This window comes from Pseudomonas sp. BN607 (assembly GCF_029871175.1).
Taxonomy (GTDB): Bacteria; Pseudomonadota; Gammaproteobacteria; order Pseudomonadales; family Pseudomonadaceae; genus Aquipseudomonas.
Genome location: NZ_SSOE01000056.1, coordinates 77,626 through 93,656, shown reverse-complemented (window position 1 = coordinate 93,656; position 16,031 = coordinate 77,626). Strand labels below are relative to the sequence as shown.

Here is a 16,031-nt window from a genome sequence, read left to right as displayed (position 1 = left end):
GCGGCGCCGACCGATCCAGTGATGCAAAATCAGTGTTGCAGGATCTTGCTAAGGAAGTGCTGGGTACGTTCGTGGCGGGCGCTCGGGTCGCCGAAGAACGCTTCCTTCTGGCAGTCCTCGATGATATTGCCCTTGTCCATGAAGATCACGCGGTTGGCCACTTTGCGGGCGAAGCCCATTTCGTGGGTCACGCACATCATGGTCATGCCTTCATGGGCCAGTTCGACCATCACGTCGAGTACTTCGTTGACCATTTCCGGGTCCAGCGCCGAGGTTGGTTCGTCGAACAGCATGACGATTGGGTCCATCGACAGGGCCCGGGCGATAGCCACGCGCTGCTGCTGGCCGCCTGACAACTGACCAGGATGCTTCTTGGCGTGGGCGCTTAGGCCGACGCGGTCGAGCAGGGCCAGGCCCTTCTTGGTCGCTTCCGCCTCGCTGCGGCCCAGCACCTTGCGCTGGGCGATGGTCAGGTTTTCGGTGATCGTCAGGTGTGGAAACAGCTCGAAGTGCTGAAACACCATGCCGACCCGCGAGCGCAGCTTGGGCAGGTTGGTCTTCGGGTCGGCGATCGAGGTGCCATCAACCACAATGTCACCCTTCTGGAACGGCTCCAGCGCGTTGACGCATTTGATCAAGGTGGATTTGCCCGAGCCCGACGGACCGCAGACCACTACCACCTCACCCTTCTTCACTTCGGTGGTGCAGTCGGTGAGCACCTGGAAGTCGCCGTACCACTTGTTGACGTTCTTGATGGAAATCATACGGTGATCCTTTTTTGCAGGCGCTTGACCAGCCACGAAGCGGAGAAGCTGATGATGAAGTACACGACACCGGCGAAGATCAGGAACTCATGGGAGCGCCCGATGATGTCGCCGTTGGAGCGTGCCGAGTTGAGGAAGTCCACCAGGCCCACTGTGTACACCAGCGAGGTGTCCTGGAACAGGATGATGCTCTGCAGCAGCAGCAGCGGGGTCATCTTGCGGAAGGCCTGGGGCAGGATGATCAGGCGCATGGTCTGGCCGTAGGTCATGCCCAGGGCTTGTGCGGCGCCCATCTGGCCCTTGGAGATCGACTGCACGCCCGCGCGGACGATTTCGCAGAAGTACGCGGCCTCGAACATCATGAACGCCACCACGCACGAGGTGAAGGCACCCACCGGGGTGTCCTCGCCGGTGATCCAGCGCAGCACGAACGGCACCGCCAGGTAGAACCAGGTGATGACCAGCAGCAGCGGGATCGAGCGGAAGTAGTTGACGTAGGCACCGGCCACGCGCGACAGCAGCTTGTTCGATGACAGGCGCATCAGGGCCAGGAGGGTGCCCAGCACGATACCGCCTACCACGCCCATGACCATCAGTTGCAGGGTCATGAGCATGCCTTCCCACAGCGCCGGCAGGGCAGGGATGATTTCGCTGAAGTCCATTTCCATTTACTTGCCCCCCACGGAGATCAGGCCAGGCACGGCGACTTTCTTCTCGACCATGCGCATCAGCAGCATCAGGCCCATGTTCAGGGTGAAGTAGATCAGCGTGGCCAGGGTGAAGGCCTCGAACAGGTTCGCGGAGAACTCGGCGGTCTGCTTGGTCTGGGCGAGCAGTTCCATCAAGCCGATCAGCGACGCTACCGAAGAGTTCTTGAACACGTTCAGGAATTCCGAAGTGAGCGGCGGAATGATGATCCGGTAGGCTTGCGGCAACAGCACGTTGGTGTAGATCTGCGGCAGGCTGAAGCCCATGGCCCGGGCGGCGGCTTCCTGGCCGCGTGGCAGGGCCTGGATGCCGGTGCGCACCTGCTCGCACACGCGGGCGGCGGTGAACAGGCCCAGGCAGATGACCACGCTGATCAGTGCCGAGGTGGTCGGGTTGAGGTCCTGCTTGAACCATTCCTGCAGCCCTTCGGGCAGCAGGTCCGGCACCAGGAAGTACCAGATGAACAGCTGCACCAGCAGCGGCACGTTGCGGAACAGCTCCACGTAGGCGGTGGCGATACCCGATACCAGACGGTTGGGCACGGTACGCATGACGCCCAGCACCGACCCCAGCAGCAAGGCAATGATCCAGGCGGAAATGGCGATGGCGATCGTCCAGCCCAGACCGGTGACGTACCAGTCCAGATAGGTCTCGCTGCCGACGCCGGTGGACTTGAAGAACACGCCCCAGTCCCAGTTGTAATTCATCGGGATTTCCCCTCAGACGGTTGTTTCACGGGCACCTTCGAGCATCCGGGGGCGCTGGGCGCCCTCGGATGAAAGGGTAGACACTAATGCGTGGCCTGTCGGTTGAATCGTGTGCGGATGCGCACCAGGCCACTATTAACCGGGGATCAGGACTTCTTCTCGTCCGCCGCCTTGTCGGTCGGCTCGGCGATCAGTTTCTTCAGCTCGTCGCTCATCGGGAACTGGAGGTTCAGGCCCTTTGGTGGAATCGGCTGCTGGAACCACTTGTCGTAGCTCTTGTTGACTTCGCCCGACTTGAAGTAACCGACGATGGCGTCATCGACCGCTTTCTTGAAGGCCGCGTCATCCTTGCGCACCATGCAGCCATAGATTTCGTACGACTGAGGGGTACCGGTGATGACCCAGTCCGCCGGCTTGCGGGCCTTGGCCATTTCGCCGGCGAGCAGGGCGTCGTCCATCATGAAGGCCACGGCGCGGCCGCTTTCGAGCATGTTGAACGCTTCACCGTGGTCCTTGGCGGAAATCACGTTCATCTTCATCTGCTTGTCGGCGTTCATCGCCTTGAGCAGGCGCTCGGAGGTGGTACCAGCGGTGGTCACCACGTTCTTGCCGGCCAGGTCCGGGAAGTCCTTGTAAGCAGGCTGACCGTCCTTGACCTTGGTCAGCAGGCGGGTACCGACTTCAAAGATACCGACCGAGAAGCCAACTTGCTGCTGGCGCTCGACGTTGTTGGTGGTGGAGCCGCACTCCAGGTCGACGGTGCCGTTCTGCACCAGCGGGATGCGGGTCTGGGAGGTGACGAGGTTGTACTTGACCTTGATGTCGGTGCCCAGTTGCTTCTTCAGGGCATCGACGACAGCCAGCTGGATGTCATGCGAATAACCCACGGGCTCGGGCTTGCCGGCCAGGTAGGAAAACGGGATGGAGGAGTCGCGGTGGCCCAGAGTGATTGTGCCCGAATCCTTGATCTTCTTCAGGGTGCCGGTCAGTTCTTCGGCCATGGCCGGCGAAGCGATCACAGCGGCCGCGATGGCGGCGCCCAGCAATTGACGAACGATACGCATCAAATTTTCCTCGACGTGTTTGTTTTTTTTATGGAGCCGTTGGCGGACTCTTTCGTTCAACGAATACAACAAGAAGCGGGTGCATTCGGCTACCAAGTGTAGAGCATGACTCGTGCCAAGCCCTGCTGTCGACCTCAAACCCCCTGTATTGCTCGCACTTGACAGTCTCGAGCGCTCTCTGGGGTTCGCTATACCGAATAAATAACGTCTGCGCGTTCGGTTATCCGAACGTACGCAGACACACCTTCAGGCACCGGCTGCGGTAACTATGCAGTGCGTGGCAAGGGCCCAGACGTAGTGTGCTCTTCTCTTTGCCTGGAGAATTTCACAGATGCCACCGCCCCCGTCCCCGAGCGATTCCATCGATAGCCTGATCGCCCAAAACCTGCCTGGATGGTTAGTCGACCACGCCCAGCCGGAACGGCTCGATGCGCTGCGTAACGCCCTGCGCCGCCAGGCGAACTGCAATGCTCGGCTTGGCCCGATCCTCCAGGCCATCCCTTCCTTGCAGGCCTACGCCGCACAGCTGCTCAAGACGAAGCTGCGCAAGAGCGGCTTCAGCAAGCCGGACGTGACTGGCTGGAAGGTGCGGGTGTCGCAGCGGCTGTTGCTGCCCAGCGCTTCGCCTGCCCTGCTGCGGCCCACCTATGTTCGCCGCTCCAGGCGCTCATTGCTGGAGGCGGCGCTGCATAACTACCATCGCAAGGAAACACGCCCCGGTCTGATGCTCAAAGGTGAACTGGTCGATGGCAACGGCAAGCGGCTGTCGATGAGCTTTCAAGCATTCGCCTCTGCGTGTCGCGAGGTCGACGCCGGCGGCAAGTACCAGGCGTTGCTCAAGCATCATTTACAGCCCGAAGATGGCCCGCAGGATGCGCCAGGTGAGGCTGTTTCCCGCCTGCACCGGCTGTTGGAGGCGAGTTTCAAGGCCAATTTCGAGGTGGCGATGCGGATCGCTGCGTTCAAACAGGAAATTGACGAGCGCACGTATTTTTTCCTGTTGCCACAGGTCGCCGAAAAGCCAGTGGTGCCCGCGCTGGTCGGCAGTGTAGTTCCCCGACAGTTGTACCTCTTGGGCCGCCCAGTTCAAGGCGTGCTGGCGCTGGAATTGGGCTCTTCAGCTGATGGCCCAGTGGAGTCGGTGGTGCTCTGGATCCCCGATGACCCTCGTCAGCCCGTCTCCCGTCATGCCAGCTGGGATGCACTCGACAAGTACCTTGGAAAGCGCTTCCGGGAGCCGGCATATCGTCGCTTTTTCGCACGCTTCATTAGCGAGCGTGAGCGGATCAATTTCTATCGGGTGTTGAACGAACGGGTCGCACAAGCACAGGCCGCCGACGTGGAACTTGACGCCCGTTCCGCACCGGTCACTGACACGCCGTTTGTACTGCTGCGCCGGCAATACCTCGCCAAGATCAGGGATGACGCCAAAGTGCTCGCCGTGCCCACCGATGTCGAAGATGACGAAGACCGCGAAGCGCGCATGCAGGGCTACAGAGAGCTGGGTATGAATTTGCTGAACGTGGCGGGGGCCTTCGTGCCGGTGCTTGGCGAAGTGCTGTTGGTGGCAAACGCGGTTCAGATTGCTGACGAAGTTTACGAAGGGTACGAAGATTGGCGCATCGGTGATCGCGAAGGGGCGATGAACCACCTTTTCAATGTTGCCGAAAACGTCGTGGTCGGTGGGATGATCGCTGCTGGCAGCAAGATTGCCGTGCGCGCCCTTGAGCGTCTGGCCTTCGTGGATGACTTGGCACCCGTGTGCAACTCCGCCGGCAAGGTCAAGCTCATGGCCACGGATCTGCCGGGTTACGACGCGCAGCCTGTGCGGGGCGTCGGCGCTCAGGAATGGTTATGGCACCTCGATGAGGGATGCTATCGGGTGAAGGAGGATCCGCAGGATGGTCGCTCCAGGATCCAGCACCCTGGTCGTCCCGGTGCCTACCGGCCGGTGATCGAGCAGAATGGCGCCGGCGGCTGGCGCCATGAACTCGAAGCGCCCCAATACTGGGAGGGGCGGGCCAACCTGGTACGCCGGCTGAGTACCCCTCTGGCAGAAATACCGGAAGAGGCATGCGACTACCTGCTCCAGGTTACAGGGCTGAGTGAAGCGCAAATTCGCCGGTTGCACGTCGAACACATGGGCGCACCGGCACGGTTGCTCGATGCCCTGGAGCTCTATCAGGCGCATGAATTACATCAAGACTTCAGCGCGCCGCAGCTGGCGCAGTACGTTGCTGCCAGGCAAGTGCAGCCCAATGGCATCGAGCGGATGGTGCAGCGCGCTTTCCCGGGCCTGTCGGTTCGTTGTACGCGTGAGCTGCTTCAGCAATGCAGCGGTGCGCAGCTCGACACGCTCAGTAGCGCCCAGCGGATCCCTTTGGCATTGGCCGAGCGCGCACGCTGGTCACTGCGCGAAAGCCGCCTGGACAGGGCCTGTGCGGGTTTGTATCTGCCGCGTTGCGTCAACCCCGACACCGAACGCCTGGCTTTGGGCTTGCTGAAGCGTCAGCTGAACTGGCCGGACGCCATGCGCATCGAACTGCGCGAAGGGAGCCCGAGTGGAAGATATCTGGCTGGCGTCGGCGCCGAGACTGCGCACGATGTACGGTACATCGTGCGCCACAGCGACGGCTACCGCGCTGCCGGTCAAGGCACATCCGGCCCTTATCTGGCGGCACTGTTGGCTGCCCTGGACGAGGCGCAGACAGCCGATCTCGGCAATGCTGCTGCCAGTCCAGGCACCTTGGGCTCGTTGCTGATCGAGGCCGCGGCCGGTGATCGCACCCAAGCGGCTGAGCTGTGTGGCATGCGCCGACTGGGCGTTGGCCTGCGACCGCCGACCCGTTTCGGGGATGGGCGTATCGGTTATGCCTTGAGTGGGCGAGGTGAGGGCAGTCGGCGTGCCTTGGGGCGTGGTATTCACCAAGTGTTCCCGACCATGACGGACGGGCAGCTGCAGGCCTATCTGCTCGATCTGATGGAGCGAAGAGTAGGGCTGTGGGAGCACTACAGCCAGCTGACGGGGCAGTTGGCGCGCCTGCGGCAGAGCCTGCGCCAATGGCGCAGGGATGCCAGTAACCCGCTCGACGCGCTACGCCGCCGTCGGGTCGCAACGGCCGTACGGCGAAGCTGGCGGCGCAAGATAACTGACGAGGCTGGGGACTACGCGCTGATTATCACCGGCGAACGGGTCGGTAGCCTGCCGGCTTTGCCGGAGGGGGTGAGCTTTGATCATGTAAGACGGCTGATCCTCAGTGACCTCGGCCTTGGTGAAATCGATGGCGACTTCCTTCGGCGCTTTCCCAACCTGGTTGAGCTCGACCTGTCCGGCAATCGGCTGACGGCGATCCCTTACGGCATTGAGCAGATGCCGCGCCTGCGGCAGCTGAACCTGCGGGGTAACGGGGTGATCATGGACGAGGGCGGTGAACTGCGTCTTGCCGGGATGAGCTCCCTGCGGTACCTGGACCTCAGCCACAACCCGCTGGGAAGGGCGCCGGTGCTGACCCGCCTCGGCAACTTGCGTGAGGTCAACTTGCGCTCTGCCGGCCTCCAAGCGTTGCCTGAGCGGATTTCCTTTCGTGCTCATGTGGACGTGCGTAACAACAACATCCGCACACTGCGTCGGGAGTTGCAGCAGCTGCGCTTGCAGATGCAGCAGTTGTCCTTGCACGACAATCCTCTTGGTGAAGCTGACGGGGTGCTGCTTGATGAGGCCCGAGGGGTGACCCCGGGGCAGTGGGGGTCGGCGTCCGCGCGCCATAGGGCAATCGACAGTGACCTGTTCAATACCTGGGCCAACAGTACAGCTGGTGCTGAGCGTGATCACCAGCAAGCCGTATGGACAGCGCTGCTTGAAGAACCTCGATCAGATGGATTGTTTCGCTTCCTGGCAGACTTCGTCCACGGCGAGGATTTTGAACAGCATCCCGGGCATTACCGCAGCCGTATCTGGCGGATTCTGGAAACGTGCGAACAGCACGAGCAGTTACGTCAACAACTGTTTCTCGAGGCATCTGGCCCACGCAGCTGTGAAGACCGTCTGCTGATACTGCTGGAGCAGATGGAGCTTGGTGTGCTGGTGCTGCGGGCTGTCGAGGATGCCCACGGCAGCAGGATGGAAACACGCTTGGTAAGCCTGGGCCGTGGCTTGTATCGATTGGACGAGGTCGACCGCCTGGCTACGCTGCACGTACAACGCATGCATGTGGAGCAGGCGCCCCATATCGATGAGATCGAGGTCAGGCTTTTCTACCGGCAGCGCCTTGCGCATCCGCTGGGCTTGCCTCTCGAGATCGACGAAATGCATTTTCCGGGTTTTGCCAACGTCACCACCACTGATCTGCTGCGTGCCCAGGACACGGTATTGCAGAACGAGTCAGCGGAGGCCCTGATTGCTTCGTTGGCACAGCGGCCTTTCTGGGAGCGATACGCGCGGGAGTTTCATGCTCAGCGATTTGAAGAACTGGTGCAACCACTGCATCAGCGCATGGAAGCCGTCCAGGCTCAGGTCGATGAGCAAGTGATCAACGAAAGCGAGTTTCTACAGCGCTGTGAAGCACTGAGGACTGATTACGATCGCAGCGAACGCGCCTTGTTGGCGCGTTTGGCGCGTGAAGCCTATGACCGCTGGGCGAGTACGCCCCCTTGATGAACCAAGAGGGCTTCACCCTCACCGTCAGGCTGCGCGGCTATCGGCGCGCAGCTTGTGGACTTGTTGCAGGTACGCTTCCAGGGCCATCTGCTCTTGTGCGTTCAGCGACAGGCCCAGCTTGGTGCGACGCCAGAGGATGTCAGCGGCTTGCTCAGCCCATTCCTCCTCCAGCAGATAGTCCACCTCGCGGGTGAACAACCCAGCCCCGAGCGGTTGTCCGAGGTCCTCGGGCCCGTGAACGCCATCAAGCAGCCGCCACACACGGCTGCCGTAGGTGAGTACCCAGCGCCTGGCTATGTCAACGGGCAACCAGCCGAAACGTGCCAGCACGGCATCGACCAGCGCCTGTACCGTTGTCATGCCCTCTGCACCGGGCAGTGGCGCAGTGGCAGTCCAGGCGCCGCGCATCTGGGTAAAGAAGGGCTTGAGCTCAGCCATCGCCGATTCGGCCAGCTTGCGGTAGGTGGTGAGCTTGCCGCCGAATACTGACAGTAGCGGTGCCTGGCCTGTCTCTGCGGAAAGGGCGAGTGTGTAGTCCCGAGTGACCGCCGAAGGGTTGTCTGACTCATCGTTGCACAACGGACGAACGCCGGAGTAGGTATGCAGGATGTCGCCATGGCTCAGTTGATGGTTGAAGTGCTCGTTGACCACTTTCAACAGGTAATCTGTTTCCTGCCCGGTAATGGCGACTGCTGCCGGGTCGCCGCTGTATTCCCGGTCAGTGGTGCCGATCAGGGTGAAGCGGTCCAGGTACGGGATGCAGAAGACGATGCGCTGGTCTTCATTCTGCAGAATGTAGGCATGTTCGCCTTCATACAGGCGCGGCACGATGATGTGGCTGCCCTGGATCAGACGGATACCATAAGGGGCATCGAGCTTGAGGTCGTCCTTGATGAAGCTGGCCACCCAGGGGCCTGCTGCGTTCACCAGCGCACGGGCCTGGATCGTCTGAAGGCTTCCATCGGCGTGCTGCAGTTCAACCTGCCACAAGCCATCAACCCGTTCGGCGCGCAAGCAGCGGGTGCGGGTGTGAATCTGGGCGCCTAGCTCACGGGCTGCCATGGCGTTGAGTACTACCAGGCGGGCGTCGTCGACCGCACAGTCGGCATATTCGAAGCCACGGGTGATCGCCGGCTTGAGCGGATAGCCCGGGCCGAAACGCAGGCTGCGCGAAGCGCCCAGGCGCTTGCGCTTGCCCAGGTGGTCATACAGGAACAGACCGGCGCGGATCATCCAGGCCGGGCGCAGGTGCGGGCGATGGGGCAGCACAAAGCGCATGGGCTTGACGATGTGCGGAGCCTTGGCCAGCAGCACTTCACGCTCGGCCAGTGCCTCACGTACCAAGCGGAACTCATAGTGTTCAAGGTAGCGCAGGCCACCGTGGATCAGCTTGCTGCTGGCCGACGAGGTGTGCTGGGCCAAATCGTCCTTTTCGCAGAGGAATACCTTAAGGCCGCGACCCGCAGCGTCGGCAGCGATGCCCACGCCATTGATGCCTCCGCCGATCACGGCGAGGTCATAGCAGTTGGCGAGTGGTGGCTGGGACGAAACGGGCTGGGACACGGGCAAGGCCTCCTGAGGCTGTTCACATCGAATATGAACATTGATGTTCGTTTCCGAAAATATTAGCGCAAGAGAAAGCCTGTCGCCAGTCAGTCTTCATAGAAAATACTGATCGGATGGCAATGAAATGAACATTTACGAAAACGGCGGGCCGCCAGCCGGCCCGCTAGCGGTTCACACCACTTCGAGGCGAATCTTGTTGTCGTTGAGCAGTTGGGTAAGTGCCGTCGTGGGCGCCTGGTCGGTCACCAGGCAATCGACAAGGTTGATGGACCCCAGCCGAACCATGGCGTTGCGCCCGAACTTGCTGGAGTCGGCGGCCAGAATCACCTGTCGGGCATTGGCGATGATCGCCTGCGACACGCGAACTTCCTGGTAATCGAAATCAAGCAGGCTGCCATCTTCGTCGATACCGCTGATGCCAACCAGGGCGAAGTCGACCTTGAACTGGTTGATGAAATCGACACTGGCCTGGCCCACCACGCCGCCATCTCGACGCACCGTGCCACCGGCTACCAGCACTTCGAAATCATCCTTGGCGGCAAGGATCGAAGCCACATGCAAGTTGTTGGTGATGACCTTCAGGTGGCTATGGTTGAGCAATGCCCGGGCAATCGATTCGGTGGTCGTGCCGATGTTGATGAACACCGATGCATGGTCGGGAATCTGCCGGGCCACGGCTTCGGCGATACGTTGTTTTTCGTCGCGCATCTGGTCGGCGCGCATGGCGTAGGCGGTGTTCTCGATACTTGAATCGTAAGCTGCGCCACCGTGGTAGCGGCGCAGCAGATTGAGCTCGGCCAGCTGATTGATGTCACGGCGGATGGTTTGCGGCGTCACGACGAACAGCTGCGCCATTTCTTCGATACTGACGTAACCGCGCTCGCGCACCAGTTCGAGGATTTGTTGTTGGCGTGGGGGCAGATTCATGGGCGGTCCTTTGGGGCTGCCGGACAAATTCTGCAATGATGCCGTAGGAAGGGGACTACGGCCAGTGGACGAACGCCATGGCCTTGCGCGGTCACTGTAGGATCGCCACACAAGGCCGCACCCACAGTGACCGCAGTGCGATCAAACCTCGTGATCTTCCCAGTCACGGGTACGTTCCACGGCTTTCCGCCAGCCGGCATACAGTTTCTCTTTCTGCGGCTCATCAAGCTGCGGACTGAACTCGCGCTCGATGATCGCCTTGTCGCGCAACTCATCCAGGCCGCTCCAGAAGCCACAGGCCAGGCCCGCGAGGTAAGCGGCGCCCAGCGCTGTGGTTTCGCGCATTTTTGGCCGCTCAACGCAGGTGCCGAGGATGTCCGCCTGGAACTGCATGAGGAAGTTGTTGGCCACCGCACCGCCATCCACGCGTAGCTCGGACAGGCGCTGGCCGCAGTCCTGCTGCATGGCGTCAAGTACATCGCGGGTCTGGTAGGCGATCGACTCCAGCGCTGCGCGAATGATGTGGTCCACCTTTACCCCACGGGTCAGGCCGAACAACGCGCCACGGGCATACGGGTCCCAGTACGGCGCACCCAAGCCGGTGAAGGCTGGCACCAGGTACACCCCGTTGCTGTCCTTGACCTTGCTGGCGAAGTACTCGGTGTCGAGGGCGTCGTTGACGATCTTCAGTTCGTCGCGCAGCCATTGCACGGTGGAGCCACCGTTGAACACCGCGCCTTCCAGTGCATAGGCGACTTCCCCACGGGGACCACAGGCGATGGTGGTGAGCAGACCATGGGACGATGTCACCGCCTGGCTGCCGGTGTTCATCAACAGGAAGCAACCCGTGCCATAGGTATTCTTGGCCTGGCCCGGTTCCACGCACATCTGCCCGAACAGCGCCGACTGCTGGTCGCCGGCGATACCGGCGATGGCAATGCCGCTCTTGGTGTGGCCGTACACTTCCGAGGAAGGGCGCACCTCGGGCAGCATCTGGCGCGGGATACCAAGGATTTCCAGCAACTTGTCATCCCACTGCAGGCTGTGAATGTTGAACATCAAGGTGCGGGAGGCGTTGGTGTAGTCGGTAACGTGCACCTTGCCACCGGAGAACTTCCAGATCAGCCAGGTATCGATGGTGCCGAACAGCAGCTCGCCGCGCTCGGCGCGCTCACGGGCGCCCTCGACATTGTCGAGGATCCACTTCAGCTTGGTGCCGGAGAAGTAGGGGTCGGTGACCAGGCCGGTGGTTTCGCGAATGTAGTCTTCATGGCCGTCACGCTTGAGCTGGGCACAGATCTCGGTGCTGCGGCGGCATTGCCAGACGATGGCGTTGTACACCGGGCGCCCGGTTTCCCTGTCCCACACCACGGTGGTCTCACGCTGGTTGGTGATGCCCAGCGCGGCCACCTGGGCGTGGCTGATGCCCGCCTGGGCCAAGGCCTCGACCATGGTCGCGCTTTGCGTGGCGAAGATCTCCATCGGGTCATGCTCGACCCAACCCGCCTGCGGGTAGTGCTGGGCGAACTCGCGCTGGGAGGTACCCACCACATTGGCGTCGCGATCGAAGATGATCGCCCGCGAACTGGTGGTGCCCTGGTCCAGGGCGATGATGTAGTTCTTATCCTGGGTGTCTGTCATGGTCGTAGGCCTTGCAAGAATTTGGGGTCAGGGCTGGGCGTGTTGCCGGCATCAATTGACTTGAGTATCGCCCTGGCGATTGTCATTTGTCTCAGGGTTCGCGGCGGGCACCACAGGCAGATTGCGGGCAATCAGGCCGCGATAGGTCGCGGCACCCAGGCAAGCGCCAAGGATCGGTGCGAACACCGGAACCAGGAAATAAGGAATGTCCCGTCCGCCAGTGAAGGCGATTTCGCCCCAGCCGGCCAGGAAGGTCATGAGTTTTGGCCCGAAGTCGCGGGCGGGGTTCATCGCGAAGCCGGTCAGAGGGCCCATGGCACTGCCGATCACGGCGATCAGCAGGCCGATCAGCAGGGGCGCCATCGCGCCGCGTGGCAGGCCGTTGTTGTCGTCGGTCAGGGCCATGATCACTGCCATCAGGATGGCAGTGATGACCACTTCGACCAGGAATGCCTGGCCAGTGGACAGCGACGGGTGCGGGTAGGTGGAGAACACCGAGGCCAGTTCCAGGCTGGCTTCGCTACCGCGCAACATGGCGTGGGCTTGTTCGAAATCGAAGAACAAGTTGCTGTACAGGGTGTAGACCAGTGCCGCGCCACAGAATGCGCCGCAGACCTGGGCCAGCATGTAGAAGGGCAGCTTGCGCTTGTCGAAACCGCCGAACAGGGTGAGGGCGATGCTCACGGCAGGGTTCAGGTGCGCGCCAGAGATGCCGGCGCTGAGGTAGATGGCCATGCTGACGCCCACGCCCCAGATGATACTGATTTCCCAAAGACCGAAGCTGGCGCCTGCGACCTTGAGCGCGGCGACGCAGCCGGTACCGAAAAAGATCAGCAAGGCGGTGCCGAGGAACTCGGCCAGGCATTGGCTGGACAGGGTGGGTTGGCGTTGTGCAGTCGTCATGTATGACCTCGTTGTTTTTGTTGTGAGGCGCGTGGCGCTCGACAGCAAAGCCCGGGGTCGATCCCCATTGACCCCCGGGCGGATGTTGGAAATGCACCTTAAAAGGGCACCATTTATTCAGAAACGAAAAAATATAGACAAGAAACGCTGATGTCAAAGGTCGAAAGTGAACGACCAGTCACGAACTGGTCGCTAAAATCCGCCACGAACCCTCGTCCTAGAGGCGCGCGATTGCGGTGCGCTGGCTGGGATGTGGGAATTGTCCTAAAGTAGCCGCCGAGCCGTCCCAGACCGGAGCCCCTGCATGACCCCCGCCCTAGACCTGCTGAAGAAGCATCGCGCCGAGCACCGTGTGCACAGTTATGAACATGACCCGAAGTCGGCGTCCTATGGTCTGGAGGCGGCGGAGAAGCTCGGGCTCGACCCGCAGCAGGTATTCAAGACCTTGCTTGCGAGCAGTGAGAAGGGTGAGTTGCTCGTGGCCGTGGTGCCGGTGGTAGGTACCCTGGACCTCAAGGCCTTGGCTCAGGCGGCTGGGGTGAAGAAGTGCGAGATGGCCGACCCGGCGGCGGCACAGCGCGCTACCGGCTACCTGGTAGGTGGAATCAGCCCGCTGGGGCAGAAGAAGCGCCTGCGTACTTTCATCGATGACTCGGCGCAGCAGTTCGCAACCATCCATGTCAGTGCTGGACGGCGTGGGCTGGAAGTGGAGTTGGCGGCCGTTGTGCTGGCCGAGCATACCCAAGGCAAGTTTGCCGGAATTGGCAGGGGCTGAGCGTGTTGGGGCCGCAAAGCGGCCCCAGTGATGCAGAATCAGGTCGCCGAACTGTACCGACGAACCCCGTTCTCCTGTCGCGTCAGCTGCGCTGCAACGCTACCTGGCACCGGGAACAGCACCAGGTGGTCGGCCTTTACCGCAATCCCTACATCGTCGCCGAGCTGATGGTCGTTATGGCTGGGGAAAATGGCTTCCAGCTGGCTGCCGGTCGGCAGCTGCAGGCGGTACAGGGTCGAAGCCCCCAGGAAACTCTTGCCCACAACGCTCGCCCGTAACGGGCTGTCTGCTGCATGCACGATGTCGTCAGGGCGCAGCAGCACATCCACCGAGCTGCCTGGCGCCATGATGTAGGCCCGGTTGCCGCGCAGCTCACCCAGTTCGGTGTTGACCGCTTCATGGCTACTCATCTGGCCACGGATGAAGTACCCCTGGCCAATGAAGCTGGCCACGAACGGCGTTTGCGGCTCATGGTAGAGGTTGTAGGGGGTATCCCATTGCTCCAGGCGGCCTTCCTTGAACACCCCGACCTGATCGCTGACGGCGAACGCTTCTTCCTGGTCATGGGTGACCAGAATGGCGCTGGTGCCACGGCTTTTGAGGATGTCACGCACTTCATGGCTCAAGCGTCGGCGCAGTTCCACGTCGAGGTTCGAGAACGGCTCGTCGAGCAGCAGCAGCTGCGGCTCTGGTGCCAGCGCCCGGGCCAGGGCGACGCGCTGCTGCTGGCCACCAGACAGCTCGTGCGGGTAACGCCCGCCGAGGCCACCCAGTTTTACCAGTTCGAGCATTTCTTCGATGACTGCGGCCTGGCGTGGGTGCTTGGCAATGCCGAAAGCAATGTTCTGCGCCACGGTCAGGTGCGGGAACAGCGCGTAGTCCTGGAACACCATGCCGATGCGGCGCTTTTCCGGGGCCAGGGTGAAGCCTGCGCGGGAAATCACTTCGCCGGCTAGCTGGATCTCGCCGTCGTGCACCGGCTCGAAGCCGGCGATCGCACGCAGGGTGGTGGTCTTGCCACAACCGGATGAGCCCAGCAGGCAACCGATGTCGCCTGCATTCAGGTGCAGGTTGAGGTTCTGGACGATGCGCTGGTCGCCGTAGCCGCAGGCCAGGTTGCGCAGGTTGAGCAGTAGGGGTTGACTCATGCGTGGTGGTAAGCCGGTTCTACAAGGAATTCGAGAAGCGCCTTCTGTGCATGCAGGCGGTTTTCAGCCTCGTCCCAGGCGACCGAACGTGGGTCGTCGAGCAGGTCCTGGCTGATTTCCTCGCCACGGTGGGCGGGCAGGCAGTGCATGAAGAGGACATCGGGTGCCGCCAGGTCGAGCAGTTCGCGGGTGACCTGGTAAGGCGCGAAGTGCGCCAGGCGCCGTGCAGTTTCCTCCTCCTGCCCCATGGAAGTCCAGACATCGGTGACGACAAGGTGTGCGTCACGCACGGCTGCCTTGGCATCTCGGATGATCTGCACGCGGTCACCGCCCAGCGCCATGAAGCGCTGATCCGGCTCGTAGCCTTCGGGGCAGGCGATGCGCAGCTGGAAATCGAACTGCCTGGCGGCCTCGATATAGGAGTTGCACATGTTGAAGCCATCGCCGATCCAGGTCACGGTCTTGCCCTGGATCGAGCCGCGGTGCTCGAGGAAGGTCTGCATGTCGGCCAGCAACTGGCACGGGTGCGACTCGTCGGACAGGCCGTTGATGACCGGCACGCGCGATTTGGCGGCGAACTCGGTCAGGGTGCTGTGGGCGTGGGTCCGAATCATCACCACATCGAGCATGCTCGACAGCACGATGGCGCTGTCACCGATTGGCTCGCCTCGGCCCAGTTGGGTGTCGCGCGGGGACAGGAAGATGGCCTGGCCGCCGAGCTGGATCATCCCGGCCTCGAACGACACACGGGTACGGGTCGAGGACTTTTCGAAAATCATGCCCAGCACGCGGTTTTTCAGGGGTTCGAACAGCACGCCTCGCTTGCGCAGGTCCTTCAGCTCGATGCCGCGGCGGATCACCCCGAGCAATTCGTCGGTGGTGAAGTCCAGCAGGGAGAGAAAGTGCCTAGCGCTCATGATTGACTACCTTATCTGCAACTGTATGCAGGTCGACCGTATGGTTTTTTTTGACAACGGGAGTGACCTGCGGCGTAAGCCGCACGGGGCGGACGAAATAGGGAAAGGCGCAATACTATAAGTAAATGTCGCCTGAAGCCAAGGGGGGAAACAGCAGCCTGATTTCAAAGGGTGTTGCAAAGGGTGTCATCACCCGTTGGCCCGTGCTGTTCTTTATTTGCTACAGAAGGTTGTACACGGCTTGCTGGCAATTT

At 61.5% G+C, this 16,031-nt stretch carries 12 protein-coding genes; 2 read left to right on the top strand and 10 right to left on the bottom strand.

The annotated features are described in order from the left end of the window. Positions 1-29 precede the first annotated feature (29 nt). The 4 genes from E8E68_RS14365 to E8E68_RS14350 all read right to left on the bottom strand — a co-directional run bounded on the left by E8E68_RS14365 (position 30) and on the right by E8E68_RS14350 (position 3,243). On the bottom strand, positions 30-764 hold the full coding sequence (locus E8E68_RS14365) for an amino acid ABC transporter ATP-binding protein (RefSeq protein ID WP_110742768.1): 735 nt from the start codon (positions 762-764) through the stop codon (positions 30-32). Beyond that, entirely contained in the window at positions 761-1,432 is a 672-nt protein-coding gene (locus E8E68_RS14360; RefSeq protein ID WP_280342380.1) for an ABC transporter permease subunit, read from the bottom strand. Before E8E68_RS14360 ends, E8E68_RS14365 begins: the two co-directional genes overlap by 4 nt. After that, positions 1,433-2,179 carry an amino acid ABC transporter permease gene (locus E8E68_RS14355; RefSeq protein WP_110742772.1) on the bottom strand — a complete coding sequence of 249 codons (747 nt, stop codon included), beginning with the start codon at positions 2,177-2,179 and terminating at the stop codon, positions 1,433-1,435. A gap of 146 nt (positions 2,180-2,325) precedes the next feature. After that, entirely contained in the window at positions 2,326-3,243 is a 918-nt protein-coding gene (locus E8E68_RS14350; RefSeq protein ID WP_110742774.1) for a glutamate/aspartate ABC transporter substrate-binding protein, read from the bottom strand. Positions 3,244-3,574: 331 nt separating this feature from the next. Between E8E68_RS14350 and E8E68_RS14345 the strand changes: the two genes are divergently transcribed. Then, positions 3,575-7,897, top strand: coding sequence for an NEL-type E3 ubiquitin ligase domain-containing protein (locus E8E68_RS14345; protein WP_280342375.1), 4,323 nt, complete (start codon positions 3,575-3,577; stop codon positions 7,895-7,897). 27 nt (positions 7,898-7,924) lie between these two features. Here the strand turns inward: E8E68_RS14345 and glpD are convergent, their stop codons facing one another. The 4 genes from glpD to E8E68_RS14325 all read right to left on the bottom strand — a co-directional run bounded on the left by glpD (position 7,925) and on the right by E8E68_RS14325 (position 12,937). Further along, entirely contained in the window at positions 7,925-9,463 is a 1,539-nt protein-coding gene (glpD, locus tag E8E68_RS14340; RefSeq protein WP_266028780.1) for a glycerol-3-phosphate dehydrogenase, read from the bottom strand. Between the two features lie 174 nt (positions 9,464-9,637). Continuing rightward, positions 9,638-10,393, bottom strand: a complete 756-nt coding sequence (gene glpR / locus E8E68_RS14335) for a DNA-binding transcriptional repressor GlpR (protein ID WP_266028779.1) — start codon at positions 10,391-10,393, stop codon at positions 9,638-9,640. Between the two features lie 141 nt (positions 10,394-10,534). Then, the gene (glpK, locus tag E8E68_RS14330) at positions 10,535-12,034 is read right to left on the bottom strand and encodes a glycerol kinase GlpK (RefSeq protein ID WP_266028778.1); all 1,500 of its coding nucleotides are present in this window, start codon (positions 12,032-12,034) and stop codon (positions 10,535-10,537) included. A gap of 51 nt (positions 12,035-12,085) precedes the next feature. Further along, a complete protein-coding gene (locus tag E8E68_RS14325; protein WP_266028777.1) occupies positions 12,086-12,937 on the bottom strand; it encodes an MIP/aquaporin family protein in 852 nt (283 codons plus the stop codon). A 304-nt stretch (positions 12,938-13,241) separates the two neighbouring features. Here E8E68_RS14325 and ybaK point away from each other — a divergent pair, with 304 nt between their 5' ends. Continuing rightward, complete coding sequence (ybaK, locus tag E8E68_RS14320) at positions 13,242-13,712, top strand: Cys-tRNA(Pro) deacylase (RefSeq protein WP_266028776.1); 471 nt, start codon at positions 13,242-13,244, stop codon at positions 13,710-13,712. A 38-nt stretch (positions 13,713-13,750) separates the two neighbouring features. Here ybaK and E8E68_RS14315 read toward each other — a convergent pair whose 3' ends face one another. Beyond that, positions 13,751-14,860, bottom strand: a complete 1,110-nt coding sequence (locus tag E8E68_RS14315) for an ABC transporter ATP-binding protein (protein ID WP_110742784.1) — start codon at positions 14,858-14,860, stop codon at positions 13,751-13,753. Beyond that, positions 14,857-15,777 carry an ornithine carbamoyltransferase gene (gene argF / locus E8E68_RS14310; RefSeq protein WP_266028774.1) on the bottom strand — a complete coding sequence of 307 codons (921 nt, stop codon included), beginning with the start codon at positions 15,775-15,777 and terminating at the stop codon, positions 14,857-14,859. Before argF ends, E8E68_RS14315 begins: the two co-directional genes overlap by 4 nt. Positions 15,778-16,031 lie beyond the last annotated feature (254 nt).

Excerpts from the sequence above, each read along its gene's own strand:
- E8E68_RS14365 (WP_110742768.1), bottom strand. The coding sequence starts at position 764 with ATGATTTCCATCAAGAACGTCAACAAGTGGTACGGCGACTTCCAGGTG.
- E8E68_RS14360 (WP_280342380.1), bottom strand. The coding sequence starts at position 1,432 with ATGGAAATGGACTTCAGCGAAATCATCCCTGCCCTGCCGGCGCTGTGG.
- E8E68_RS14355 (WP_110742772.1), bottom strand. The coding sequence starts at position 2,179 with ATGAATTACAACTGGGACTGGGGCGTGTTCTTCAAGTCCACCGGCGTC.
- E8E68_RS14350 (WP_110742774.1), bottom strand. The coding sequence starts at position 3,243 with ATGCGTATCGTTCGTCAATTGCTGGGCGCCGCCATCGCGGCCGCTGTG.
- E8E68_RS14345 (WP_280342375.1), top strand. The coding sequence starts at position 3,575 with ATGCCACCGCCCCCGTCCCCGAGCGATTCCATCGATAGCCTGATCGCC.
- glpR (WP_266028779.1), bottom strand. The coding sequence starts at position 10,393 with ATGAATCTGCCCCCACGCCAACAACAAATCCTCGAACTGGTGCGCGAG.
- glpK (WP_266028778.1), bottom strand. The coding sequence starts at position 12,034 with ATGACAGACACCCAGGATAAGAACTACATCATCGCCCTGGACCAGGGC.
- E8E68_RS14325 (WP_266028777.1), bottom strand. The coding sequence starts at position 12,937 with ATGACGACTGCACAACGCCAACCCACCCTGTCCAGCCAATGCCTGGCC.
- ybaK (WP_266028776.1), top strand. The coding sequence starts at position 13,242 with ATGACCCCCGCCCTAGACCTGCTGAAGAAGCATCGCGCCGAGCACCGT.
- E8E68_RS14315 (WP_110742784.1), bottom strand. The coding sequence starts at position 14,860 with ATGAGTCAACCCCTACTGCTCAACCTGCGCAACCTGGCCTGCGGCTAC.
- argF (WP_266028774.1), bottom strand. The coding sequence starts at position 15,777 with ATGAGCGCTAGGCACTTTCTCTCCCTGCTGGACTTCACCACCGACGAA.